The 15,336-nt window shown below is 59.3% G+C and carries 16 protein-coding genes; 13 read left to right on the top strand and 3 right to left on the bottom strand.

All coding sequences use genetic code 11. The features are described from left to right. Window positions 1-106: 106 nt before the first annotated feature. The 6 genes from ACVWY8_RS02230 to ACVWY8_RS02205 all read left to right on the top strand — a co-directional run bounded on the left by ACVWY8_RS02230 (window position 107) and on the right by ACVWY8_RS02205 (window position 3,850). Window positions 107-1,024: a LysR substrate-binding domain-containing protein gene (locus ACVWY8_RS02230; protein ID WP_414357059.1), complete on the top strand. Its 918-nt coding sequence runs from the start codon at window positions 107-109 to the stop codon at window positions 1,022-1,024. A gap of 251 nt (window positions 1,025-1,275) precedes the next feature. Then, window positions 1,276-1,620, top strand: coding sequence for an ArsR/SmtB family transcription factor (locus ACVWY8_RS02225; protein WP_414357075.1), 345 nt, complete (start codon window positions 1,276-1,278; stop codon window positions 1,618-1,620). A 154-nt stretch (window positions 1,621-1,774) separates the two neighbouring features. Then, complete coding sequence (locus tag ACVWY8_RS02220; protein WP_414357060.1) at window positions 1,775-2,002, top strand: hypothetical protein; 228 nt, start codon at window positions 1,775-1,777, stop codon at window positions 2,000-2,002. A 114-nt stretch (window positions 2,003-2,116) separates the two neighbouring features. Then, entirely contained in the window at window positions 2,117-2,662 is a 546-nt protein-coding gene (locus tag ACVWY8_RS02215) for a DUF3110 domain-containing protein (RefSeq protein ID WP_414374936.1), read from the top strand. Between the two features lie 41 nt (window positions 2,663-2,703). Then, on the top strand, window positions 2,704-3,429 hold the full coding sequence (locus ACVWY8_RS02210; RefSeq protein WP_457392026.1) for a hypothetical protein: 726 nt from the start codon (window positions 2,704-2,706) through the stop codon (window positions 3,427-3,429). A gap of 31 nt (window positions 3,430-3,460) precedes the next feature. Further along, window positions 3,461-3,850: a hypothetical protein gene (locus tag ACVWY8_RS02205; protein WP_414399573.1), complete on the top strand. Its 390-nt coding sequence runs from the start codon at window positions 3,461-3,463 to the stop codon at window positions 3,848-3,850. A 24-nt stretch (window positions 3,851-3,874) separates the two neighbouring features. On the opposite strand, the gene ACVWY8_RS02200 is transcribed toward ACVWY8_RS02205, so the two are convergent. The 3 genes from ACVWY8_RS02200 to larE all read right to left on the bottom strand — a co-directional run bounded on the left by ACVWY8_RS02200 (window position 3,875) and on the right by larE (window position 7,243). Beyond that, window positions 3,875-4,159 (bottom strand): DUF1830 domain-containing protein, encoded by a 285-nt coding sequence (locus ACVWY8_RS02200; protein ID WP_457392674.1) that lies wholly within the window; start codon window positions 4,157-4,159, stop codon window positions 3,875-3,877. A gap of 278 nt (window positions 4,160-4,437) precedes the next feature. Then, a complete protein-coding gene (locus ACVWY8_RS02195; protein WP_457392029.1) occupies window positions 4,438-6,270 on the bottom strand; it encodes a DUF3769 domain-containing protein in 1,833 nt (610 codons plus the stop codon). Window positions 6,271-6,322: 52 nt separating this feature from the next. Then, window positions 6,323-7,243 carry an ATP-dependent sacrificial sulfur transferase LarE gene (gene larE / locus ACVWY8_RS02190; protein WP_011432933.1) on the bottom strand — a complete coding sequence of 307 codons (921 nt, stop codon included), beginning with the start codon at window positions 7,241-7,243 and terminating at the stop codon, window positions 6,323-6,325. 468 nt (window positions 7,244-7,711) lie between these two features. Between larE and ebsA the strand changes: the two genes are divergently transcribed. The 7 genes from ebsA (at window position 7,712) to ACVWY8_RS02155 (ending at window position 15,249) form a co-directional block, all read left to right on the top strand. Then, window positions 7,712-8,083, top strand: a complete 372-nt coding sequence (ebsA, locus tag ACVWY8_RS02185) for a type IV pilus biogenesis protein EbsA (protein WP_414408956.1) — start codon at window positions 7,712-7,714, stop codon at window positions 8,081-8,083. Next, window positions 8,073-9,767, top strand: a complete 1,695-nt coding sequence (gene cimA / locus ACVWY8_RS02180) for a citramalate synthase (RefSeq protein ID WP_457392031.1) — start codon at window positions 8,073-8,075, stop codon at window positions 9,765-9,767. The genes ebsA and cimA overlap by 11 nt, the downstream gene beginning before the upstream one ends. Window positions 9,768-9,841: 74 nt before the next feature. Continuing rightward, window positions 9,842-10,552: a dephospho-CoA kinase gene (coaE, locus tag ACVWY8_RS02175; RefSeq protein WP_457392034.1), complete on the top strand. Its 711-nt coding sequence runs from the start codon at window positions 9,842-9,844 to the stop codon at window positions 10,550-10,552. Window positions 10,553-10,588: 36 nt separating this feature from the next. Beyond that, the gene (locus tag ACVWY8_RS02170; protein WP_457392037.1) at window positions 10,589-11,107 is read left to right on the top strand and encodes a hypothetical protein; all 519 of its coding nucleotides are present in this window, start codon (window positions 10,589-10,591) and stop codon (window positions 11,105-11,107) included. Window positions 11,108-11,229: 122 nt separating this feature from the next. Further along, window positions 11,230-13,563, top strand: coding sequence for a DNA polymerase III subunit gamma/tau (locus ACVWY8_RS02165; protein WP_457392677.1), 2,334 nt, complete (start codon window positions 11,230-11,232; stop codon window positions 13,561-13,563). 53 nt (window positions 13,564-13,616) lie between these two features. Further along, entirely contained in the window at window positions 13,617-14,156 is a 540-nt protein-coding gene (locus ACVWY8_RS02160; protein WP_414331790.1) for a hypothetical protein, read from the top strand. 238 nt (window positions 14,157-14,394) lie between these two features. Next, the gene (locus ACVWY8_RS02155; protein ID WP_457392039.1) at window positions 14,395-15,249 is read left to right on the top strand and encodes a PD-(D/E)XK nuclease family protein; all 855 of its coding nucleotides are present in this window, start codon (window positions 14,395-14,397) and stop codon (window positions 15,247-15,249) included. Window positions 15,250-15,336 lie beyond the last annotated feature (87 nt).

Genomic DNA, 15,336 nt, shown 5'->3' with positions numbered 1-15,336 from the left:
CTCTGACAGTAAAAGAGACAAATCATAAAATCAAATGTTTTTAGCTCTAAAAAAAATAGACTCTAGTTATGCTTCAGTCGTGGCCTTTCGGATCCCTGATGAGAAGATGACCTTAGAGCAATTGCGTATTTTTTTGGCGGTGGCCGAGCACCTGCATTTCACTCGAGCTGCCGCTGCCCTCCACATCACCCAGCCGGCTGTCAGCGCTGCCATTCAGGCGCTAGAGCGGAGCTACGGGATCCCCTTGTTTCACCGAATTGGCCGTCGGGTAGAGTTGACAGAAGCCGGACGTTGGCTGAAAGGACAGGCCCAAGAGATTCTCCGGCGAGTGGAACAGACAGAACAGGGCCTGAAAGAGCTGAACAACTTGCAGATGGGAGATCTCCACCTCGGCTCCAGCCTCACCATCGGCAACTACTGGCTACCCTACCGCCTCAGCCTCTACAAGCAGCGCTACCCAGGCATTCAAATCCATTGCACCTTGGCCAACACCGAAGCTATTGCTGAAGGCTTATTGCGGGGTGATTTCGACTTAGGCTTGGTGGAGGGTGCCATCCGACCGGAGGATCTGCCTCACCTGGAGCAGCACATCCTTGACTGGGATCGACTTTGCATCATCGTCGGCAGGGAACATCCTTGGTACCCCAGATCAGAAATAAGGATCCCGGAGCTGGTAGAAACCGACTGGATCATGAGAGAAGCCGGATCCGGCACCCAGCAGCATTTTGAAGCAGCCTTGGCCCGTTGGGGGATTTCGATCGAGCAGTTATCGGTGATCTTGCGGCTGCAAAGTGGCGAAATGATCAAAGCCCTAGTCAGCCAGGGATCCGCAGCCGGCGCCATCTCGGAATTGATGATCCGCAACGAAGTCCGCTTGGGAGATTTGAAGGCAGTGCCCCTAGCTGATGGATCGGATGCTCTGCAGCGTCCCTTCCTGCTGCTTAAGCACCGCCAACGCCACACTTCGCGCGCAGCCCAGGCTTTTCAACAGATGATTCAAAGCAGCTTTTTCCAGCAACACTAACTATAGCCGCTGCAGCCGTGTCTCTTGCATAACGGATGCCGGTGATTGATTCCAGCGAAACTGTAGAGAGCTTGTGAAGGCAGCAACAAGAAACGTTAAAGAGAACACAAAGTTGGCAACGGAATGTTGGCAGTGTTATCTTCAAGCGCGGTTGACCTACCGTCGCTGAGCCGGTTGACTGTTGCGCCTTTTCCCTGCCGTCCAACTGATCGACAACTGGAGCGCAAAACTCCTGCTACCCTGGTTGAATGATGGTTTCGTTGCTGGTCGAGGTAGAAGGGGATTGGATGGATGAGCAGGTGCGGGCGGGGTTCCACGCTCTCTCCGACCCGATTCGCCTGCGTGTGCTGCAACTGCTGCAGGGGCGTGAGTTGTGCGTTTGTGATCTCTGCGAGGAGCTGAAGGTGAGCCAATCCAAGCTCTCGTTTCACCTCAAAACCCTGCGCGATGCGAAATTGGTCAATGCTCGCCAGCAGGGCCGCTGGATTTACTACAGCCTCAACCCACCCGGTTTTCAGCTCTTGCAGCGTTTTTTGGATAGGCTAGGACAAGCTGGCCCCCTCAAAGCCGCGGTTCCCTGTGCAGAAGACCTGTGACATACTCCCACACTCATGCTGATGCAAAGCGCTCCGCGCCGCTAAAGCGAAAGAGTGCAGGCTTCTCGGCGGCCTAGCTAAAATCCATCAAAGTTCCCTGACACCGGCTCCCCTGTTGCTTAGTTAGGATTGATACAGGAGAGGCGAGAACAGCATGATACGTGAACAGAGAGAGGACTTGGAACGCATCCACCGAGCACACCTGTGGAATCGTCTCAAAGAGCGGGTGAAACGCGCCCAGTCGAATCCATCTCTGCTGGCTTTGCTGGCACGAGAGGCTTTTGAGTTGGGCTTTCCCCTTCCCTCTTTATCCGACCAACCCAAAGCCGATTCCCCTGCCGAGCAGCCAAAAGATGGAAGTAATCATCGCCGCATTTGGTGAGCCCACCCTCTCGTCTGGCCGAGAAAACGGGCAGCCACGATCATCGCAGAACTTCTCTCCAGGGACTCTCAGAACAGCTAGTCTAGGCAATGATTTTGAATAAAATCAGAGCCCATGATGAACACCGCCGAAGCCCTTCAGATTCTCAACCTTCCGCCGGACGCAACCGAGCGGCAGATCCGGGGGCGACTGTTTCAGGAATACCAAACCCTCAGTACTGCCCTCGCAGAACTGGAGGACGAGCGACAAAGACCCTTGCTAGAGGCGCAACTGGCGCGGCTGAATGAGGCGCGGGATGTATTGCTTAGCGGGGGATCCCAGGCTGAGAAGGGTTTGTCTTGGGTCAGCCCAGAGGACTTGCCCCCCCAGGTGATTGTGCTGCTTTACCAAGCCAATGGGCAGGAGGGAATCTGCACGCGCCAGGTTGGGGGTCAAGATATCGTCATTGCTTTCGAGAGCTCGTTTGCGGCAAGAAAATATGCGCAGCGGTTGGCTCAACAGGGACTGCCCAAGCCCGTGGCAGAACGCTTTGACACGCAGGAGATCGTCGATTTTTGCCGCAGCGGAGGGTATGGGTTGATGGTGGTTCCGGCCAGCGAAACGCTGGAGCCCCTACAAGAAAGCACGGAAGCTGCCCGTGATTGGCAGGGCAGGTCTTGATGCCGTTCGGCCTCGATCCACTTGCGTTAAGGGTGCCCTCGATGATTAGTGTGGAACCGATCTCTGTGGACGAGTTTCGCCAGCTCATGGCCGCCGATCTGGACGCTTGCTGCGAGGCCTTTGATCTGCGGGCAGAGTACCTGCGTTTGCAGCAACAGCGGCTACGCTTCTGGGGCATGCTGGCCTTTGGTTGGGTGGCAATAGCCTTGGTCATCTTCTTGGGGATGCGGGATCCCGGCTCTTGGGTGTCCTATGCCGCAGCTACCGGGATCCTGCTGCTGCTCGTGCTGGGGATCCTGAGAGCCAACTTGCGCTTGGGAAAAAGCCTGCATCGCATCCGCCAGCGTTGGCAGGAGGCCCACCTGCTCAACAGCACCCCTGAGATGATGAAGTTTGCCACCGATCTGGCCCGCAAAGTAAAAGACTACAACCACTGGGTCAACGAGCTCCAACAATCCCTGCAGGGGGGGCAGCATTGGCGGGATTTTCGGCAACTCAGTGAGGCTGAGCAAAAGTACATCCAGTCGCTGTTTTTGCAGGTGCGGGCCCAACTGGTGATGGCCCTACAGGTGTGCCGAGCTTTAGTCGAGGATCCACAAGCCTCTGTGGCTCAGTATCTCAACCAAATGGTTGCCCGGGATCAGCAACTGCTGGAGCAGTTTACCGCCAAAAACCTGACCGCCAACCGCTACGTGACCTTGGCTCGCCAGCTATCTGTGCTGGAGGAAGATTTGCAAGCCCAGCTCAGAGCCTTGGGATCCCGATGATACCCTGTTGGAGGTGTCCAGCAGCGTACTCATGGGCAGTAGAGGCACTCGAAAATTGTACGGCCTGTTGCTTGCCGGCGGGCTGGGCTTGCTGGGATGCGGGGATCCGAATGTACCTCTGACCCAACCGCCCCCCGATGCTTTTCGGGTTAGCACCCCACGGCCACCGCGCCTGGATCTCTATCCCACCCCATCACCAACACCAACTCCTACCCCGACACCACCCCCCAGCTTGCTGGAGCTCACAGCCCGTTGGTTGGGGATCCCTTGGCCGCCCCAAGAGACCAGCCTGGTGAGATTGAGCGCCCGTTTCCTGGAGATCCCCCTACCTCCCAAGCCCCGCCGCTCCGCCAGCCCCTCACCTCAGCCTTCCCCCAGTTCGGAAAGAGAAGAGAGAAAGCAGCAAGGCCGCGAAACCTAGTCCGCACCCCTGGCCTCTGGGGATTTAGGCGCCTACGGTCGCCGGCTCCGTTTCTCGAACGCGCAGCTTTTCACAGGGGATGGTATCCGCCAGAATAGAGCTGGCCATCATACCCGTGTGAATCTCCAGTTTGGCTCCGGGCACCGCCTCAAACAGCAGCCGCTGGCCTGGAAAGACCACCCGCTCAAAGTACCAGTTTTCGATATTCGTGATGCGAACCACCTGAATGGAGCTGGTCGCATTGATGTAGCTACAGGTTATTCGCTCTGCTCGTTTTTTATCGGGGATTGCATCGAGTGTTTGCATAATTCAGATCACCAGCCCACTTTGCTCAGCCTATCATCTACCCTAACACCGTCTGGGGATCACTGCGGTAGTCTGCGATACGGCGATCCCAACTGGCAGAAATCAATCCTGGAAAAAATAACTTCTGTATTTTACCTTACTGTTTCGATTTCCAAGAGGGTTCTGCAATTCGAGGAAGATTTGAATTAGGATTTTTCCCCAATATGGGACAATTTCTCATAGAAAATCTCCACAGAGTAGTAGTCAGGATTACATTTTTCCGTTCCCTTGGAGTTTGGGGATCAAGGCTCTTGGATCCTCGATCCCGTCGTCGGCTGCGGCGAGGATTGGCCGGGATCCCAGTTCAGGCCCTCCACCCGCAGCTCCAGAGCCCCCGACTGGCGCACCGGATTGTACTGCAGGCTAAAGCCATGGGTGCGGCGGTCGTAGCCCAGGCGATAGACGACATCCACCTGCTGGCCTGACTGCAAATCTACCGTCGTCTCTGCCCCCACCCGCAGCGGGCCGTACAGTTGTTGCAAAAAGCCCAGGACGAGCTGTTCCCGCGTGGTGATGCGGTCAAACAAAAATGGCGAGGCTCCGGCCAAAAAACCGTTGGAGTAGGTCACCCTCAGGTTGGTGTAGTCGAAGGTATCGGCCACAAAAGCCCCAATCACCGCATCAATGCCAATACTGCCGGCAGTATAGCTCTGGGCTCGGCCATTGGAGTAAAAAGACTGGCTGCTGCTCACACCGGTGCTGAGCCAGATCCCTTGCTCGATGGGCAGAGCGGAAAAGCGGGGTGGGGGATCCGCTGCTGTCTTGGGAGGGCTCCAGAGGGGAAAGGAGCGATTCAAGGTTGCCCCCAGTTGCAAGCGGGAGAGCTGAATGCGGTCGGTGGTGTTGGCTAAGGCCAACTCCGGATCCGTGTCGATTTCATCCGGCTGCCCCAAGGCATCAATGTAGTCGACGGCTATGCGGTAGCTGAGATCCAAGCCGGTATTCCCTAGGCGCAGGGTGGGTGAGCGGTAGCTGGCACCGAGGCGGTTTTCCACAATTTGAAACCTCAGGCGACCGCTGAAGAAGCGTTCCCGATAGGCGTAGGTGTAGGCGACTTCTCCGCCATCGCCGGTGGTGATGCGGTGTTCGACCTGGGCTCGCAAGCGCTGAGCAAACTCCTGGAAGACGATCCCCCGCAGCTCGGCAAACAGCGAGGTTTGAGCGTTGGCTTCCGGTTGCCGCCAACGCAAATCGGCCCGCAGCCCGATCCCATCCAAAAGGCCCTGCTCACTGCCCCAAAGACGTTGTGGATACAGTTGCGGGGAGAGCACCAAGCTCACGTTGGGATCCCGCAGCAGCTCGATGTTGGACTGGAGGATCAAGCCGCGCCGCAATTCTTCCCTGTCGAAATCATCGTAGAAGATGCTGACCGGAGGCTGACGGTTTAATGAGTCGAAGCGCAACCGAATGGGCAGAGGCAGAAACAAGACCTGGTCGAAGGCCAGTTGGCCGGCCTCGGCAATCAAAAGGCTGGAGCCATCGGCTTGCAGGGTGGAGGTCACCCGTGGGCTACGAATCTCCAACTCCGGCGGATCCAGCGGGTCGTTGGTCAGCCGCACCTGTTCTCCTTCCCAGGTGGTGGCATCGAAGCGGATGCGAACGGCACGAAAGCGCACCAGCCGCTGCGGAGAGAGGGCGGCTGCCGGGGATCCACTGGCCTGCAACTGGCCAATATCCACCTGCCCGAAGGCCTCTTCCAAAAACCCCCGCTCCTGCTCAAAGTCGTATTCTAGGCGGGATCCCTGAATGCGCTGCCGATCCAGTTGAATAGAAACATTGCCCTCGGCCACAGCCCGCCGCTGTCGCAGTTCAATGCGCAGGCGATCCGCCCGCAACACAGAGCGGCCCAGCCGCATCTCCACATTGCCTTCTGCTTGGAAGACTTCCGCCCGTTGATCGAAGGTTTGCCGGTCAGAACGCAGCCGTAACGTTCGGTCGGCAACGGCGCTGAGGTCAGTCGTACTTATGGGCTGGGCGACCCCCTTCTTCTGTGGTTCCACCTGAGCCGCAGTAGGGCCGGCAACTGCCAACCCCAGCACCCCCAAGCAGAGCCAGAGCAACCGCAACCCTCTCATAATCACCCGGCGCAAAACTTCAACACAGATCCCCTACGGCTTCCCCAGCCCGCTAGCTTGTGGCCAACTGGGAAAGGTTGAGGACTCGGTTGAGCTTGCCGCTGCGGTAGCCCTCCAAATCGAGACTGACATAGAGATAGCCGAAGGATTGCAGGGCCTTGACCAGCGCTTCCAGATTGGTTTTCTGCACAAACTCCACGATCTGATCCGGAGGAAGTTCGATGCGGGCGGTGTCCTTCTCCGAGCGCACCCTGACCTGCCGCCAACCCAAGCTGCGCAAATAGCGCTCTGCCGCTCCCACCCGACGCAGCTTCTCAGGGGTGATTGCCTCCCCGTAGGGAAAGCGAGAGCTGAGGCAGGGTTGGGCCGGTTTATCCCACCAAGACAGCCCCAGGTGGCGAGACAATTGCCGCACCTCCAGCTTGCTCATCCCCACCTCCGCCAAAGGGGAACGCACGCCGCGCTCCCGAGCTGCCTGTGTCCCCGGTCGGTAATCGGCCAGATCGTCGGCATTGAGACCATCCACCACATGGTTATATCCCTGGGCTTGGGCCAACAGGCGCAAGGTATCGTGCAAGTGACTTTTGCAGAAGTAACACCGGTTAACAGGGTTGGCAGCGTAGCTCGGATCCTCCAGCTCGTGGGTTTCGACGATCTGATGGCGGATCCCGATTTGCCGAGCCTGCTGAATTGCTTCTTCCAAATCTTCGGGCAGCAGCGAAGGAGAAGCAGCGGTGACAGCCAGGGCCCGCTCCCCCAGCTGATCGCAGGCCAACTTGGCCACCAGGCTGCTATCAACCCCCCCAGAGTAGGCCACCAAGACCTGCTCCATCTCGGCGAAGATCTGGACAAGCTGCTGGAACTTGCGCTGCAGGACGGGATCCCACTCCAGCAGGAGGTTGGCCGTTGTTCCTCCCTCTCCCGGGGGGAGAAGGTCGAGACGAGAAGCGGTTGGGTCTTGGGTTGTGTTCATGAAGCCAGGAGATGCCAAACGTTTGGAGAACCAAGCAAGGGCACCGTCTCGCCACCGCCGGCAGGAGAAAAGCCGGTTGCTATCAGGGGCAGGGATCCCCCCTCTTTCTATTCTTTCCCAGAGATCCCCGACTTTCCAACGCTTCTCCCCAGCATGGGATGCGGGATCCCTCAAGGAAAAGTAGACAATTGGGCAATCTATCCGTAGTCCGCTGACCTGCTGTCGCGATGGTGCTATGCCTCCGGCACCCTACCGGGAACCGCACCGCTTCGCGATACGCTGAATGAAATGGGTTGCAGTGGCCCCTTATAATTTTTTCTGGGTTCTCTGCCACAATTGACCTCACAGCTTTTTCCGGCGACACTTGCTACAGCCAATGCAGAGATATCTACTTGGTTATAGGGATCCCACCTATCTTGCAGAACTTCATGAAACTTAGAAAAAGCGGTACCCCTCTCCTAGCGCACCATGGCTTTGCAACTTGAACCCGCCAGCCCGCCAGAAGTGGCCGTTTATCAGCCCTATTACGCCGTTGCCCGCCGACAGTACCTAGCCCTCGCGGTGGGCCTCTACAAAAAAGCCAGCCTGGAAGGGCAGAGGGCCATCGAGGGAGAGGGGCCTGTCCGCTTCTTGGCCAGTTGGCACATGTCCCCGTTGCCCTCGGATCTGACGGTGGTTCAGGTGATCTTTGCTCAGGATGCAGATCTCACCTATCAGCTCTCCATTGCCAACTACGAGTTTGTGGATCATCTAATCGATGTGGTCGCTTTGGTGCAGCGCGGACAACCGCCGGATTTCTCCACCGCCTTTTACAAGAAACTGATGCGATATGAAGATTGATCTGGGTTGCTCAGCCACCATCACTCTCTACGACACCACACTGCGGGATGGGGCCCAGCGAGAGGGGCTATCGCTGTCGGTGCAAGACAAGTTACAGATTGCCAAGCTGTTGGATCGCCTGGGGATCCCGTTCATTGAAGGGGGTTGGCCGGGAGCCAATCCCAAAGATGTGCAGTTTTTCTGGCAGATGCGGGAAGAGCCCCTAGAGCAAGCCGAGCTGGTGGCTTTTTGTTCTACCCGCAAGCCGGGGCGGCGGGCGGCAGACGATCCCATGCTGCAGGCCATTTTGGCGGCGGGCACCCGCTATATAACCGTCTTCGGCAAGTCTTGGGATCTCCACGTCACCGAGGGCCTGGGCACCACGCTGCAGGAAAACCTGGCTATGATCCGGGATACCATTGCCTACTTGGGATCCCAGGGGCGGCGGGTCATCTACGATGCCGAGCACTGGTTCGACGCCTACCGCCACAACCCCGACTATGCCCTGCAAACCCTGGTGGCGGCTGCCGAGGCAGGGGCAGAGTGGCTGGTTCTCTGCGATACCAATGGCGGATCCCTGCCCCACGAGATTGCGGCGATCACGGCAGCTGTCTTGGCAGAATCCCATCACCTGCAGCACTTGCCCCTAGGGATCCACACCCACAACGACTCCGGCACTGCTGTGGCCAATGCCCTGGCGGCGGTGCAGGCAGGGGCGCGCATGGTGCAGGGCACCATCAACGGCTATGGGGAACGCTGCGGCAATGCCGACCTGTGCAGCGTCATTCCCAACTTGCAACTGAAGCTGGGCTATCGCTGTCTGCCGCAAGAGAAGCTGCAACACCTGACGGAGATCTCCCGCTCCATCAGCGAGGTGGTCAATTTGGCCCCGGATGACCATGCTCCGTTTGTGGGCCTATCGGCCTTTGCCCACAAGGGCGGGATCCACGTCAGCGCCGTTCAGAAAAACCCCCTCACCTACGAGCACATCGCCCCGGAGCAAGTGGGCAACTGTCGCCGCATTGTGGTCTCGGAACAGGCGGGGCTGAGCAACATCCTCCACAAAATGGCCGGATTCGGGATCCGGCTGGAGAAGTCGGATCCACAGGCGCGCTTGATTTTGGAGCGGCTGAAAACTTTGGAGCTGCAGGGCTATCAGTTTGAGGCTGCTGAGGCCAGCTTTGAGCTGTTGGTGAGGGGGTTGTTGGGTCAGCGCTCGCATCCGTTTGAAGTGCTCAGCTTCAACGTGACGACCACCACACGCTCCGATTGGAACAGCAAAGACCGGGATCCCAGTGGCGAGGCAACGGATGTGCAATCGTTGGCAGCGGTGAAAATCGCGGTGCAGGGGCAGACTCGGGTGACGGCGGCGGAAGGCAATGGGCCGGTGGCCGCTCTGGATGGGGCGTTGCGCAAGGCGCTGCTGGAGTTCTATCCCCAACTGGAGGCGATTCACCTGTCTGATTACAAGGTGCGCATTTTGGATGGGCGAGCCGGCACCTCGGCCAAAACGCGCGTGCTGGTGGAGTTTAGCGACGGTCACCGCCGCTGGACCACGGTGGGGGTTTCCACCAACATCATCGAAGCCTCCTGTCGGGCCTTGGTGGAGGGCTTTGAGTATAGCCTGCTGCCGCCCAGCTCTCCTTTGCCGGCTGCGGCAGAGCACCGTTCTTCTCCGCTGGCTGCAAAAACGGCCTCCCCTTGAAGAAAAACCTTCAACTGGCTTTACCCTGGCAGCGCCCCTCTACCCCAGCAAGCTAAACCGTAACCACGACAGCTATGCGAATCATCGGCCTGACAGGCGGAGTGGGCACGGGCAAATCCACGGTCGCCCGCATCTTGGAGCAGCACGGGATCCCGGTGGCCGATGCCGATCAAATGGCCCGCCAGGCTTTGGCATTGGGATCCCCTATTCGAGACAGGGTGCTGGAACGCTATGGAAAGGCCATCCAAACGCCCTCTGGAGATCTGGATCGCCGGCAGTTGGGCCAGATCGTGTTTGCCGATGCTGCCGAGCGGGCTTGGCTAGAGGCCCAGATCCACCCTTTTGTTAAAGCTCAACTGCAAGATTTTCTGTTCGGGTTAGCGGAGCAGAGCTCTGAGGCGCATGGCGTGTTGCTTGAGGAAGGGCCTGGTTCCCAAAAGAACAGCGGGCCAGGGTTTTCCTCTGCCCAGGGATCTCAAACCGTTTGTCTGATGATCCCGTTGCTGTTTGAAGCCCACATGGAAAATTGGGCCAGCGAGATTTGGGTGGTGACTTGCACCCCAGAGCAGCAGCGGCAACGCCTTGCTCGCCGGGATCTTCTTACACCGGCAGAAATCGAAGCTCGCATCGCCAGCCAGTGGCCTTTGGCGGAAAAAGTGCGCCGTGCCGATGTGGTGCTGGACAACTCCGGATCCCTGGCCGAGCTGGAAGCCCAGGTGAAGCAGGCTTTGGCGTTAGAGAGGCCATTTGCCTCACCTCGGCAGGCCGGATACAGTGACGGATAGGGGATCCCCTACGCCCCGGTGGGACGGAGGGTAGCCATGTACGGGTGGGTTGAGGGAGAAACGATGCAGGAAGCAGGCTGCGTTGGCGAGACGGAGTTTGCCCAAGCTCTGGCTGCGCGGGAGCAGGAAATCCAGCTTTTGCGAGAGCGCAATCGCATCTTGCAGGGCCAGGTAGACCTTCTGGAGCTGCGCCAAGAAAAGCAACACCGGCAAATTCGCAGCTATGAGGCGGAGATTGAGCAGCTTTACCAAGAGAAGCAGTTGCTGGAGCAGATGATTCAAGAGTTGCCAGAGCTCTACCGGCGCAAGCTGCAGGCCCGCCTTCAGCCCATTCGCGAGCGCATCGCCGCCATCCAGGCCGAGAATCGCCAGCTTAGGAAGGAGTTGTACCAGCTCAGCTACCGCGTGCAGCACATGGATCAGCTTGACTCGCCCGGCTGGAGAGTGCAACTGCCCCAGCTTCCCTCTCTGCGTCGCCGGGATCCCAAGTCCTCAGCGGAGCGGAGCACAAAAGCTCTGCCGGTCTCCCCCCCTGGTGTCCAGCCCTGCTCTTGATGGGCAGGGAGGGATCCCGCCATCGAGAAGCCAGAATAGGAGAGCCCCGGTGGGATCGCGTCAGCAGAGCAGAGCTCTTGCGCGGTTCCGGTTGGGGCGCTGCTTGCTTGGAGATCCCGGAAATGGCCACCGCTGGCAACTATGAACCCCTGCATTTAAAATACCGCCCGCAGCGCTTTGCCGATGTGGTCGGCCAAGGAGCGGTGGTGCAAACGCTGGCCAATGCCATCCGGCTGGGGCGGGTGGCGCCTGCCTATTTGTTCTGCGGGCCGCGGGGCACGGGAAAAACCTCCAGCGCCCGCATCTTGGCCAAGTCTTTGAATTGTGAACAGGGGCCGACGCCGGATCCCTGCCAGGCGTGCAGCCAATGCCGCGCCATCACTGCGGGAGCCTCCCTGGATGTTCTCGAGATTGACGCGGCCAGCAACACCGGCGTAGACAACATCCGCGAGCTGATCGAGCGGGCCCAGTTTGCCCCGGTGAACAGCCGCTACAAAGTCTATGTCATCGACGAGTGCCACATGCTCAGCAATGCGGCCTTCAACGCCTTGCTGAAAACTCTTGAAGAGCCGCCCCCCCGCGTGGTATTTGTCCTGGCCACCACTGACCCGCAGCGGGTTTTGCCCACCATTGTTTCCCGCTGTCAGCGGTTTGACTTCCGCCGCATCCCCCTCGACGACATGGTGGCCCACCTGGGCAAGATCGCCGCCCAAGAAGGGATCCCTATCACGCCGGAGGCGCTGCAACTGGTGGCCCAACTTTCCCAAGGGGGCCTGAGGGACGCCGAACGCCTGCTGGACCAGCTCAGCCTCTTGGAAGGATCCATCACCCCGGAGGCGGTTTGGGACTTGGTGGGCGGGATCCCGGAACAGCAGCTTTTGGCTCTGATGGATGCGCTGCTGGCTCAGGATGTGCAGGCGGTGCTCAGCCAAACTCGGCAATTGTTGGAGCGGGGCAAAGAGCCCTTAGCCCTGTTGCAGAACTTGGTGGCCCTTTACCGGGATCTGCTGCTGGTCAAGACAGCCCCCCAGCAACGGGAGTTGGTGGCTGTAACGGACTCCACCTGGGCAGCCCTGCAGCAACGGGCCCCTCGCTACTCGGTGGAGATACTGCTGGCAGCCCAGAGCCATCTGCGCCAGTGTGAGCCGCAAATTCGTCAAAGCGGACAGCCCCAACTGTGGTTGGAAATTGCCCTAGTGGATCTGCTGGGCCAGCTGCGCCCAAGCATGGTGGCTGAGGATTCAGCGGAACGGAGTCGTTTCCCAGCCCTTGACCTATCTCCTGCACCCCAGAGAACTCCCCCGGACGGGACAGCCCCTCCGGCCCCTGCTGCGACCATCAGCCCATCAAGCCCATCAACTGTTGGTGAGATAGATGAATTAACTGTTGGGCCTTCAGCCTCCCCTGCTGTTGCGTCGAGCCAGAAGGCAGATCGCGCTACTCGGACGGAGTCCTCGGAGCAGCCCAGAGAACCGGCAAGGGACGCCGCCACAGTCAAGCTGCTGCGCCCCCACTGGGACGAGTTCCTCAAGCGCCTCTCTCCCCTCACCAAGGCTCTGATGGGATCCGGCCACCTGCACCAAGAGACTCCTGAAGCAATTACCCTCGCCTTTCCCAGCAAGGGTCTGGTGGAAAAAGTGCGCAGCAAAGAAGCCGAACTGCGGTCGGTGCTCCACAACCTGCTGCAGCGCCCTGTGCAGCTCAACTTGATTGTGCAGCGCTCCAGCGGGCCGCATGTTTCCATTCGCGTCAGCGGTGCGGAGTCCTCGGCACTGCTCAGCCGAGAAACAGACCTGCCCCCCGCCCCCCCAGATCCTGTCACCACGCCGGGGTTGCAGAGCGATAGCACCAACAGTCGTGCTTCCTCAAGGGAGCCCAGAGCAGAACCGCAGAGCCACGGCCTTGCCCGGCGACAGCAACATTCCCCTTCTGACTCCAACCCACCTTCGCCAGAGCCTGAGCGGGACAATCCTATGGGTGGCCCCAAGGTGGCCGGCTTGGCAACCCAAGGACTTTCTCCCGCCGGTGCGAACAAAGTGCTCCGCACCGCTGTCGCGACCGATTCTCCAAGTCGTGCAGAGCGCCGCGACACCCTGCACGGTGGGCAGTCCTTCGAGCTAACCCATGAGCTGGCGGAGATTGCCCGCCGTTTTGCCGACCACTTCAACGGCAGCTTGGTGGATTTGGAAGGGGTGTTGGGGTCTGACGTGACGGGATCCACGGAAGAGCTCTCCTCAATAGAGGCTATAGAAGCCGAGGGATCCCCTGACCTGCTCTCCGGTGAGACCTACGGCTCGCCAACAGGAGCAGAGCCGTCCGCGTCAGCGGGGCGGAGTCCTCATCCCGTAGACTTTCCCAATGCAGTAAGGAATCCGTCCTACCGGCGTGAGCAGTCTTCTCAGCTTGCCGTTCGCCTCAGCGGGACGGAGTCCTTGGAGGAGGAGGTGCCTTTTTAAGCGCTATCTAGCGCTATCTTAAGTTTGATAAAGCCAGCCTCATCTTGCCGACGATGACCTTCCCCATCTCTCCCTTAATTCGCTGCGCTGTGCAGGCTCTGTACTGGGGACTGGTTCTGCCCCTACCCATCCTGCTGGCTCGGCAACAGGCAACACCTCTTGAGCTGGGATCCCTTTGGATTGCTCTGCTGCTGGGATGGGGGGTAGTCCTGGGATCCCTGAGCCAGCAGATTCAGTTGGACGAAGAGGGCATGCAGGCCACCTACCCCAGTTGGGTGCCGCCTTTTGTGCGGCAGGAGTGGCAGATCCGGTGGGCCGATATCGAGCGCATTGAGCCCCGCTCCACCAGCCAGGGTGGTATGGTGTATTACTTGGTCAGCCGAGGGGGGGATCGCGTACTTTTGCCGATGCGGGTGACCAGGTTCAAGCAGCTGTTGGCTGAGATTCGACGGCACGCTCAACTGGAGATTGGCGGGCTGCGCCCCTACGTTCAGCCTTGGATGTACGGGCTCCTAGGATGTTTTGCTCTGCTTCTGTTGCTCTGGGATGGGATGGTCGCCATCTGGGTCTGGGCAAGTCCGGTGGGAACCTAGCGCAACCACAGACGGTTCCGGGTCTAGCCATCCCGACAGGGATCCCAGCTCCAGCGGGCGGTTGCAGTCCAGATCCCGCCCACGCCCTTCTGCGCAAGCGTTGCGGAGCAGCAGGATGGAAATTTGGAGCAGGTTGGAAATGAGCTCCTCCGCTGGGCGACCCCTGGTGGCGGTGGGGGTATCCTAAGAGCAGTGGAACTTAGCCCCCTCTTGCCAGCTCTTCCCCTTCGCGACAGCGGTGCAGAGCACTTTGTCTGGGATCCCTGCTGCCCCTTCTCTGGAGAAGTTGAGTTTTGAGCAGGTCAACCTCTCCGCCTCTTCACTGGCCCTGCTGGACCATTGCCCCCGCCTGTTTCGCTATGTGTACCTGGAGCGGTTGATCTGGCCCGCTGCCAGTGTTTTTGAGCACGAGCTGGAGCAGAGGCGCGGACGGCAGTTTCACCGTTTGGTGGAGTGGCACAGCCGCGGGCGGCAGGTGGAGCCGCGTTTGTCCGGCCTGGATGAAGGGGTGCAGCAGTGGTGGCAGGTGTTCTTGGCCAGCTCCCATGCCCATCCCCAGGGACGGGTGTTGGCGGAGTTGCCCCTGTGGCAACGGATTGAGGGCTTTAAGTTGATAGCCCGTTTGGATCGGCTGGTGATTATCCCCGGATCCCTGCACATCCTGGACTGGAAAACTGAGCGTCAACGTCCTCGCGATGAACAGTTGGCCCAAGACTGGCAGGTGCGCCTTTACCCTCTGCTGCTCTGCGAGGTGGCCCAGCAGCTGCCCCTGGAAGGCCCTTTTGAGCCGGAGCAGGTGCAACTGACCTTTTGGTATGTGCAACATCCGCAGCAGCCCTTCCACCGGTATTACAGCGCCGCCGCCTATGAGCAAGACCTGGCCCACCTAAGAGCCACTCTGAACCACCTGCGGCAACTGGAGGCGCAAGACTTTCCCATGACCCCCCACACTGAGCGCTGCAACAGTTGTCTGTTTCGCTCCCGCTGCCATGGGCTGCTACCGGAAGGGATCCCCTCTCAAGACCTCACGGATTGGGTCTGGCCAATGCAGGAGCCCGCGACACCTGCGGATCCCATCCCTGATACCTATTGAGGGCCGGGGCAGGAGCTGTTTTGGCAGCAACCCATGCATACCCTATTATGGGGCCGTTCGCGATAGCGAGACGGAGTCCTTTGTTCC

The sequence above is a fragment of the Thermostichus sp. OS-CIW-32 genome, from assembly GCF_054060415.1.
The sequence above is the reverse complement of the archived record's forward strand: the minus strand, read 5'-3'. Positions and strand labels throughout refer to the sequence as shown.

What these genes read in the sequence shown, in the direction of transcription:
- ACVWY8_RS02210 (WP_457392026.1), top strand. Translation starts at nt 2,704, where the DNA reads ATGATTAGTGTGGAACCGATCTCTGTGGACGAGTTTCGCCAGCTCATG.
- ACVWY8_RS02225 (WP_414357075.1), top strand. Translation starts at nt 1,276, where the DNA reads ATGGTTTCGTTGCTGGTCGAGGTAGAAGGGGATTGGATGGATGAGCAG.
- ebsA (WP_414408956.1), top strand. Translation starts at nt 7,712, where the DNA reads ATGGCTTTGCAACTTGAACCCGCCAGCCCGCCAGAAGTGGCCGTTTAT.
- ACVWY8_RS02170 (WP_457392037.1), top strand. Translation starts at nt 10,589, where the DNA reads ATGTACGGGTGGGTTGAGGGAGAAACGATGCAGGAAGCAGGCTGCGTT.
- ACVWY8_RS02195 (WP_457392029.1), bottom strand. Translation starts at nt 6,270, where the DNA reads ATGAGAGGGTTGCGGTTGCTCTGGCTCTGCTTGGGGGTGCTGGGGTTG.
- cimA (WP_457392031.1), top strand. Translation starts at nt 8,073, where the DNA reads ATGAAGATTGATCTGGGTTGCTCAGCCACCATCACTCTCTACGACACC.
- ACVWY8_RS02205 (WP_414399573.1), top strand. Translation starts at nt 3,461, where the DNA reads ATGGGCAGTAGAGGCACTCGAAAATTGTACGGCCTGTTGCTTGCCGGC.
- ACVWY8_RS02220 (WP_414357060.1), top strand. Translation starts at nt 1,775, where the DNA reads ATGATACGTGAACAGAGAGAGGACTTGGAACGCATCCACCGAGCACAC.
- larE (WP_011432933.1), bottom strand. Translation starts at nt 7,243, where the DNA reads ATGAACACAACCCAAGACCCAACCGCTTCTCGTCTCGACCTTCTCCCC.
- ACVWY8_RS02160 (WP_414331790.1), top strand. Translation starts at nt 13,617, where the DNA reads ATGACCTTCCCCATCTCTCCCTTAATTCGCTGCGCTGTGCAGGCTCTG.
- ACVWY8_RS02215 (WP_414374936.1), top strand. Translation starts at nt 2,117, where the DNA reads ATGATGAACACCGCCGAAGCCCTTCAGATTCTCAACCTTCCGCCGGAC.
- ACVWY8_RS02165 (WP_457392677.1), top strand. Translation starts at nt 11,230, where the DNA reads ATGGCCACCGCTGGCAACTATGAACCCCTGCATTTAAAATACCGCCCG.
- ACVWY8_RS02230 (WP_414357059.1), top strand. Translation starts at nt 107, where the DNA reads ATGACCTTAGAGCAATTGCGTATTTTTTTGGCGGTGGCCGAGCACCTG.
- coaE (WP_457392034.1), top strand. Translation starts at nt 9,842, where the DNA reads ATGCGAATCATCGGCCTGACAGGCGGAGTGGGCACGGGCAAATCCACG.